General features: G+C 36.0%; 12 protein-coding genes. All 12 read right to left on the bottom strand.

Going from position 1 to position 8,234, the window contains the following annotated elements; translation table 11 throughout:
* Positions 1-63: 63 nt before the first annotated feature.
* Positions 64-264, bottom strand: a complete 201-nt coding sequence (locus AB5903_RS16180) for a hypothetical protein (RefSeq protein WP_368118024.1) — start codon at positions 262-264, stop codon at positions 64-66.
* Positions 265-312: 48 nt separating this feature from the next.
* Entirely contained in the window at positions 313-1,329 is a 1,017-nt protein-coding gene (locus AB5903_RS16175) for a hypothetical protein (protein ID WP_368118023.1), read from the bottom strand.
* Positions 1,330-1,331: 2 nt separating this feature from the next.
* On the bottom strand, positions 1,332-3,995 hold the full coding sequence (locus AB5903_RS16170; RefSeq protein ID WP_368118022.1) for a phage terminase large subunit: 2,664 nt from the start codon (positions 3,993-3,995) through the stop codon (positions 1,332-1,334).
* Entirely contained in the window at positions 3,980-4,237 is a 258-nt protein-coding gene (locus AB5903_RS16165) for a hypothetical protein (RefSeq protein ID WP_060386311.1), read from the bottom strand. The genes AB5903_RS16170 and AB5903_RS16165 overlap by 16 nt, the downstream gene beginning before the upstream one ends.
* 157 nt (positions 4,238-4,394) lie before the next feature.
* The gene (locus tag AB5903_RS16160; RefSeq protein ID WP_060386310.1) at positions 4,395-4,721 is read right to left on the bottom strand and encodes a hypothetical protein; all 327 of its coding nucleotides are present in this window, start codon (positions 4,719-4,721) and stop codon (positions 4,395-4,397) included.
* A 61-nt stretch (positions 4,722-4,782) separates the two neighbouring features.
* Complete coding sequence (locus tag AB5903_RS16155) at positions 4,783-5,286, bottom strand: histidine kinase (RefSeq protein ID WP_368118021.1); 504 nt, start codon at positions 5,284-5,286, stop codon at positions 4,783-4,785.
* Complete coding sequence (locus AB5903_RS16150) at positions 5,283-5,711, bottom strand: DUF5675 family protein (RefSeq protein ID WP_060386308.1); 429 nt, start codon at positions 5,709-5,711, stop codon at positions 5,283-5,285. The genes AB5903_RS16155 and AB5903_RS16150 overlap by 4 nt, the downstream gene beginning before the upstream one ends.
* 4 nt (positions 5,712-5,715) lie before the next feature.
* Complete coding sequence (locus AB5903_RS16145; RefSeq protein WP_060386307.1) at positions 5,716-6,396, bottom strand: hypothetical protein; 681 nt, start codon at positions 6,394-6,396, stop codon at positions 5,716-5,718.
* 1 nt (position 6,397) lies between these two features.
* Positions 6,398-6,601 (bottom strand): hypothetical protein, encoded by a 204-nt coding sequence (locus AB5903_RS16140; protein WP_060386306.1) that lies wholly within the window; start codon positions 6,599-6,601, stop codon positions 6,398-6,400.
* Positions 6,602-6,607: 6 nt separating this feature from the next.
* Complete coding sequence (locus tag AB5903_RS16135) at positions 6,608-7,096, bottom strand: hypothetical protein (protein WP_060386305.1); 489 nt, start codon at positions 7,094-7,096, stop codon at positions 6,608-6,610.
* A gap of 92 nt (positions 7,097-7,188) precedes the next feature.
* A complete protein-coding gene (locus AB5903_RS16130) occupies positions 7,189-7,455 on the bottom strand; it encodes a hypothetical protein (protein ID WP_368118020.1) in 267 nt (88 codons plus the stop codon).
* 4 nt (positions 7,456-7,459) lie between these two features.
* Positions 7,460-8,233 (bottom strand): PolC-type DNA polymerase III, encoded by a 774-nt coding sequence (locus AB5903_RS16125; protein WP_368118019.1) that lies wholly within the window; start codon positions 8,231-8,233, stop codon positions 7,460-7,462.
* Position 8,234: the final 1 nt, after the last annotated feature.

Genomic DNA, 8,234 nt, shown 5'->3' with positions numbered 1-8,234 from the left:
TTAGTGTTTCCGAACCAGCTTTTGCCGGTTCTATTGTTTAACTTTTAATCTTTCGGTAAAAATTTACCGAAGTATTGGGTTTGATATAAACTGCCATAAATCAATTGTTTTGCAATACAAAGATACAACATTAGTTTTACTTTTTCTTGTATCACCATTAAAATCATCCTTATCAGCACTACTTTTAACACAATCAGTAGGATCAAGTTCAGTATTTATAGCAGCATTAACAAAAATGCGATGAGTAGCATTACTATTACTCACCGCATCATTTAGGTTAAGAACAACGCTTGTAGCCCTTATGAAAAGTTTTTATACATGCCAAGGGTTTTGATATGGGTCATAAGATGTTTGAAAGGTTGCCATCTGCCAGTCAGTAAGAGGTTCTTTCTTGTTATCAATTTTTCTCGGAATTTGAGGATTTAATTTTAATCTGGAAGCGTCTTTTAACCATTGCATAGAATGGTCGTAGTCATCAATTCGTACAGTACTGATATTGTTCGGAGAAATCAGTTTGTGCAACTCGTATAATGACAGTTGAACCATGTGGCGTTTCAAGTTGTAGTTTCTTGGGTCATGGTGTCTGATATTCCTTTCCAGTTCCGGTACATCAGCATTGGGATTGATAATAGGATAATAAATTTTTCCTTTATATTCTACATATTCGTGTTCTGACAATTCATAAGAATTGAGTGAAGGGTCATATTCTCCAATCATCCCCCAACAGTCAGACTCCATCGGATTGACCAAATAGTCATAATTATCCGTTGTTAGCAAGGTGAAGAATTTGCCTTCATATTCTACAACTTCCCATTCATTGTATGGAACGGTGTCCCACTTGTATGTATTAACCATTTCCCAGGCATTAACTTCCGGGATACGAATATCATTGAAATCTATGCCATTGGCGATGTCACATATATATGCCCGACCTAAGAACTTTGCCACATCTCCAGGCCGATAGTTTTTCATCTGGCTGTATTGTTCTATTTCTTCCAGGTTAAGTATTTCTTCTGTTTCGTGCCAATAAGAAGTAGGGCAAGGGGCTTTGTAGCCATTGATAGCTTGAATTACTTCGCATATTTTCCCGTCAAGGTAAAAATGGCATCCTATAGGATAACTGATTCTTCGATCATATTCAAAGATGAATTTACCGCGATTTAGTTCGCGTTCAATTTCGTAATTTTCAGTAAGGTAATCCATAATAGATGCTTCAGCGGCTTGTTCTGCCTGCACAAAACAAATATCTTTTCCACGGGTAAGCTGTAACAAGGCATCTTCTGTAATGATACCCAAATAATCATCCTTGTTTAAAAACCTTCTATACATAATTAATACTCAAAAGTGTTATAGACTGGTGCTGTATATGTTTCAATTGTTGTCTTTTGATTTTGGAACCGTCTCCATTCATTATTTAAGAATAACACAAGTACATAATCGAGAATATCCGATAAATGCCCGTATTTTTCTTCCTTACCACCTGTTTTCGGGTTCAAAACTTTCTTTTTGGCCTTGGTCCCATCAGAGTTCTTTTGTTGATAGACCATATCCTCGGTAAGTTTTCTGCATCTCATATCAATCATTACTTGCCATCCGTTAAAACCGTTAAGGATAGCGTTGACAAATTCAAGCCTGGTGGTTTGTGGCGGCTGTTTCTGGAGCAGTTTTATACGTGGTTTCAATACACTGTTTTTCATGTTATCTACTATAATAGTATAGTTATTGACCCCCTCTTCGGTTTGTGTGCTTCTTGCAGCACCAGAAGGGTCTCCTGTTACGATTATTCCGCCTAAATGCTGTCTGGAAAGATGCTTCTCTCGTATTTTAATAGCAAGTTTCGGAGTATTGTTCTCCTTTTCTTCCGGCTTGCCAATGTTTTCCTCAAGTACATATATCTTTTTGTTTGTAAAGTCAAACTGGAATTCCAGCTCACTCATGTATGGGGCTACATTGAAATCCCATCCAGATATTAATGGATTCATTGGGTTATAGACTTTTTCGCGTAACCCATCCACTAAATGCTTGGCACCATCAAAGTTCCAATAAGCGGCCATTTCGTTGACATCTACATATTGCCAGTTGCCATACAATAACCGTTCTCTGTCTGCCTTGTTAGAAATCCTCATTAAGCCATTCAAGTATTGTCTACGAAATTCAGAATCAGGATTATCATAAACACTAAAAGGAATGTACCGCTCATACTTTTTACATATCACATCGTTACCATCATCATCTAAAACGAATCTGGAACGGACCCATCCTAAGCAAGGGTTTGTACTCATAAGCATTTTAGGTACTACAAGGGTATTGGGGATATTCCAACGAATACGACTGAATAGGATTTCTACGGCTTTCTCATCAAGCTCACCGCATTCGTCCAGGAAACATCCGGAAAATTCAGATGAACCAAACCTTAAATATGATGGATCACTTGGCTGAAAGCTAAGTTCTTTCATGATTATCTTAGAGTCATTCCAAAATGTCATTTCTCCGGATAAATTGTTTATCTTATAATTAACCCCCTCTTTCAGTCCCCAATCTTTTGCAATCATACATATAGTATTCCATGTACTTTCCCGAAGGCTTTTTAGTGTCTTGCGCCCTACAACCATACGCATATTTGGCCATCTCAAACAACATGATATAAGCCAGCTGGCACCAAGAAAGGAGTTGTGGGTGACAGTGAAATCGTCTACTACATAAAGACCAGAAGGGTCATCTACAGTTATACATCTGCTTGTCTGTTCTCCTATATATTCTACATCAACGATTCGCTTTCCAAGTTCGCTTGCCCTACCATTAAACTCATATTTGGCTCTTTCTTTTTTTCTGGGGATAGATACAAGTTCAGGGTTTATTTTGGTTCTAAAATGAACATCATAACAATCGTTACATTGAATATATTCACCACCCTTCTTATATCCGGCTGCACCCTTCTTTATTGTTGCTACACCACCTAAAGAGCGCACTATAAAGGCTACATCTTCAGCTAATTGCTTGCTTATAGTTGAGTAAGACATGTGTCCTCTGTCGTCAACATACCCATCTGTATCCATAAGCCCCTGCATTAATTCAATGCGTTCTTCTACAGTAGCATATTTATATAAATCGGGAATGAATTTATTAATTGATGTGCATCCTGTAAGGTTCAACTTCTTGATCGCTTCGGCCAGTTTGTCTGAATAGATATAGTATTGAGTAGCTTTACTGTCTGCTTTTTTTGATATTTTAGACATATCATAACCGTATACGGTAAACCTGTCAACAATATCTTGATCCATTGTTGTCAATTCAGGATATTTCTTGGATATGCAACCGTCTCCCAATAAAGCCCCCAACACATAGGGCTCAATTATATTTTTGCGAGCGGCTGCTGTACTTATTGCAAACTTGACTGGAGATGTCAATGGAATTATCAAAGAACGACCCTTATATGACCCTTGTTTATGTTTTTCCACCCATTCAAAGATCCATTTTGTAGGCTTTACCCGCTCATTCATCTTATCTCCATTCAAATCTGTCCTTTTTGTACGCTTCCCGGCTTGATGCACATTCCATAAATGCCCTTCTGATGAATCTATACATGTGCCATCAATAAAATGTATTCTATAAAAATGATGTTTTTCCAAAGGATGTAGCCATACTACCTCTTGCGCCCCTCCAGTAATCGGATTTGTAATAAAATCTCCTACTTTTATGTCTTTTAGATACTTAAACCCTGTCGGCGTACATATTTTACTATCTAAAGGTAGCATTTTCCCGCCACCTGCTGCCCCACCCTCTAAAATGATTTGTGGAATATCGTCGTTACCACATTTTGTACATACTGGTTTATATGTTGCATTTCCGTTTCTATCTTTTCCGTTTTCTATATGTTCAATTTTACCACCACAAATAGGACATTCTGGTTGGAGGCATTTCCATACTTCATACTGTTTTGACGATGGTTGGAAATCTATGTTGAGATTGCTGGGAGGTATCAATCCTGTTGCCATACTCTTTCCATCTCTTTAAGGTTACTCAATGAGATGTGAAGAGTTTGACGTTTACTACTCTTGTTTTCAATTGTGATGACTCCCAATGTTTCCAGTTTCAATATGTGATGTTGAACTGTTGCGTGACTGACCACTTTTAGGTCTTTTGCCATTTCTCTGTAGGATTTGCTAATATGACAGCCATAGGTGTCTATCAGACATCTTACAAAATCCAATGTAAAATTTTGTCTTAATAAACTCATAGTGTAATCAAATTTGTTATATACCAATCAATAATAGAATAATGTACTGTATGCTTACGTTACATGTATATAAATAATAGAAGCCGGTCATAAAATTAACGACCAGCTTCTACAAAATGGAAGATATGATTATTAGTGTGAGTAAAGAAGTAAGAAATCAATTTTGTGCTTCGTTATAGATACGTTCAACTACAGCCCACAGTTCATCCGGCATTTGTTGTTCTGAAATAGCTTCGCATGACTTACGCATATAATCAAGTTCTTCACTGGTAAATTTCACAGCCAACGGGGTTTCTGCGTCTTTTTGAACATTCCATTCAATTCGTTTCTCTTCCTTTTTTTCTACTATTTCATACTCTTTCTTGTCCTGGTCTGAAATAGCTATTTTCCGAACTATTGACTTTTTTAGATTATAGTCCATAAAACTCCCACGCTCCGGGAAAATGGAAGGAATAAGCAATCTGTCTTTAATATGTAGATCCATAACTTATTAATATTTTATCAAGAATAGATATTTGTCACGCAACTGGTTGGAGAAAATGGGATTATTTTTTAATTACCAAGTAAAATATAATAGATAGTATAAAAACCAATGCTGACCAATAAATCTTATCCTTATTTAAGTCCCACCAGCTTAGTTCGGTCACTTTATCGGAGGACTGACTCAATTTATCAACTGTTTGGTATAAAGAGTCTATTTTCGATGATATTTGTGATATAGATGCAGCTAAAACTTCAGTTGATGTGATGTGTTCTGTATCTTGCTTGTTGATATTAGTTGTGCTTTGCTTAATTGGATATTGTTTTCCGGATGAATCTGGTACCGATAAATAGACTGTAGTGTTTTCTAATTTTAAATTGCTTAATTTATCAGATGTGATTTGAGATTGCTTGTCAATGTCTATATGTAGGGAATCCAGTGATTTGTGAATCCGTTGTAATTCACAGGAATAATCTGTGTACTGTTGCTGCTCAATGTTTTTAGAAGCAGCACATGAGCTGAGCAACAGCACGCCAATTGCAAAACCTATTATAGTTATTAGTTTCATACAATATTGATAGTTATAGATTCACCTCTTTTTTGTGCTGCTTCAATCTTTTTGTTGAGACAGTCTGAGGTATATCTGGATTCACTTAATCGCCCTACAGCAGAGTTATTTCCTACTAATATACATCCAGCACTATCTTTTGCTGTATTTCCACTATGTATAAGGATGCCTTCAAAATGAGGAACATCTAATAGCCTGGGAAGGTTACGGCCAAACTTGGGAGACCAATTGTAAATTACTTTATATTTGCCATACGGAATAGCAGATTCTCCATAAACTTTCTTCTCGCCATTGTCAAATACTCCGTTCTTGTTTTTATCTACAACTTTATCCTCCAGTGTATTGCAGAAAAATTTATTATCTATATATAGCCTGCCCACAGTATAGGTTTCTTTAGGCCACAAACGTTCTAATCTTAGTTCCATAGTTTTAATCTTTTATTTGTGATATTAATGTCGCGATCTTTATTCCACTTCTTCTTATATATTTACCAACCAGTTGTTTATCCATCTTTTTATCGTTACAGAAAGACAGTCCTATAATTCCAGCGGGTTTTTCTCCATCATATAGTGTAAGCAAAGCAATTTCATTAATGTCATTAGATTGAAATTTATAATATAGACGCTGGTCTATTTTATGAACATCTTCTATTCCACCATAAAAATATCCATCATCCAAAACTTTGGAAATAAGTTTATATTTTGACAAACTGAAATCTGCATAGTCTTCATCTACATTTTGAATACTATCCCTGACTTCCTCAAGTCGCATGGAACCAAAAAGGAACGGTAGTCCAGTAGTCAAGTTTTTACTTCCATTATGAAACTCAATAAGCCATGCGCGGTCTGCATTGGTTGTGAATATCATTTTTGATAAAATATGCCTAATGTCTGAATCTGCCGATAATCTTGTGGTTACAAGTTGATCATGTTGTTCTGTACTTATTTCAACCATACGATCCAAAAGATATTTGGGATTTAGTGCAAAGAATACGATGTAACCACTTAAAAATAAAAGAAACAACCCTTTTACAATACTGAAGAAGCCATATTTTTTTTGTAGACTGAGTAACTTTTGAAGCCACCCAATGCCTTTATTTAGTTGTTCCATATTAATGTGAAATAATTTGCACTGATTGAACTGGGATAAACCATTCTAATTCATCTGCAAATGGGGTGTTTAAACGTACCCATACACCTTTTGTCTTTTGATTTTGAATCTTGTTAATAATAACCCCATCTCTTCCTATTAACCTTTTTAATTTCCATTCTTTTAATAGAGGGGAAGCAATAATTGTGATTTTTCGTCCTACCATTTGTTTTTATTCAACACTGTTTTCATTATTAGATTGAGGAACAATGACATTGAAAGTAATTCCTGAGTCACCGTTTCCTCCTTTCAATTCAACTTTGCTCTCTTGAGCAACTTTAACAGGATACATTTCCATTAATGCTTTTGATGCTTGTACGGCCACAGAACGTAATGGTGCAGGTGAAAGCTTCGTTCCTCTCCTATCTGTATACACAGCTTTGGAAGTTTCATCTACAATTTGCAGTAATTTTTCTGTTAGGCGAGCTTTCATATCTACAGTTTCATAATTCGCAATGGCCCTCAACTGTACAATATAGTTCTGTATATCCTCCCGATTCAACAGCTCTTTAGCTTTTTTTCTAACTATTGTACTGGAATCGCCAAACACATCCTCGTAGCATTTTTTTTCATTGCCAACATAAGGATCACAGCCTAAAACATATAGTTCGCAAAAATCAATCTCCTGTTTATTTAAAGATTCTGGTTTTCTTAATTCCATCCTATTGCATTTATAAAAAGCCCAGCCGATATGTTCAACTGGGCTTGGTTTTTATATAAGAATAGGCAGCTAATACTTTATAAGTTTGTTTTTTAAGAATTACTTTCCAATAAATTTTTCATCACGATTTGCCTAAACAAATCTTTAATGCCATCCAACAAACTCTCCACGTCAGCAATGTTCTTTAATTTATCCCGGTTAAACTTGAATTGTAAATCATATCCAGATATTTCCATAATAGTTTCATGAGTGTCCTCTGTCATTACGGCACACACTACTCTATCGGAAAGAGTATTAAAGACCACTTCTGGTTCTAAACCTGCCATTTTAGCTTGTTGTTTTTCTTCCTCTGTAATCATTGCATTATATTTTAAAATGAATACGTGATTTTTCGGTTTTGGCCATAACCATACCATCACCATCTATACCGCAAGCGTTACGCATTCTTTTAGTGCATACCATTGCCACGTTGGTGGTTGCTGTTACATCCGCATCCGCGTCATGAGCATCATCCAACTCAATCCCAAACTTTTCAGCCATTATTTCCAGCTTGTAGCTTGTCATATCTTCTAAATGAGATAAAGCTAATTGTCCCAAAACAATGGTATCTATGTATAAGGGCTGGAAGTGTCCATAAAAATCGGTTGCTCCCCTCATTAGTTTTGCAAACTCTTTCATTTGCCCCCCATATTCCATCAATTGTTGCATAAACCCTATATCAAACCCAATATTTTGTCCTATCAAGAAAGGTTTTTTGTTTAGTCCTTTTGATAATGTATTTTTGCGGATGAATTCAATTACTTCAGATGCAACAACTTTGATGTCTACACCAAGTGATTCTAACATATCCATAGTGATAGCAGAATATGTTAGAGCCTTCTCCTCGTATTTCATTGGTACTTCATCGTCTTTATCAAATTTACTCTTTAGTACCTTGCGTTTAGATACACCCTTATCTGGCTGTTGGTTGTATGGATATATATATTTTACATATCTATCAATAGTTTCAAAAATGTCTATGCGTACTGCATGAATTGCAATTTGAGTACAAGCACAATCCTGACAGTTTAACCCGCCAGTTTCAAAGTCTAAAGTAAAAGCTACGATAATCGGCTTTTCATTATTCGGAGTTGCCATA

The organism is Bacteroides sp. 2201st1_D9_2201SCRN_220225 (assembly GCF_040928965.1).
Classification (GTDB): Bacteria; Bacteroidota; Bacteroidia; order Bacteroidales; family Bacteroidaceae; genus Bacteroides; species Bacteroides stercoris.
The sequence above is the reverse complement of the archived record's forward strand: the minus strand, read 5'-3'. Positions and strand labels throughout refer to the sequence as shown.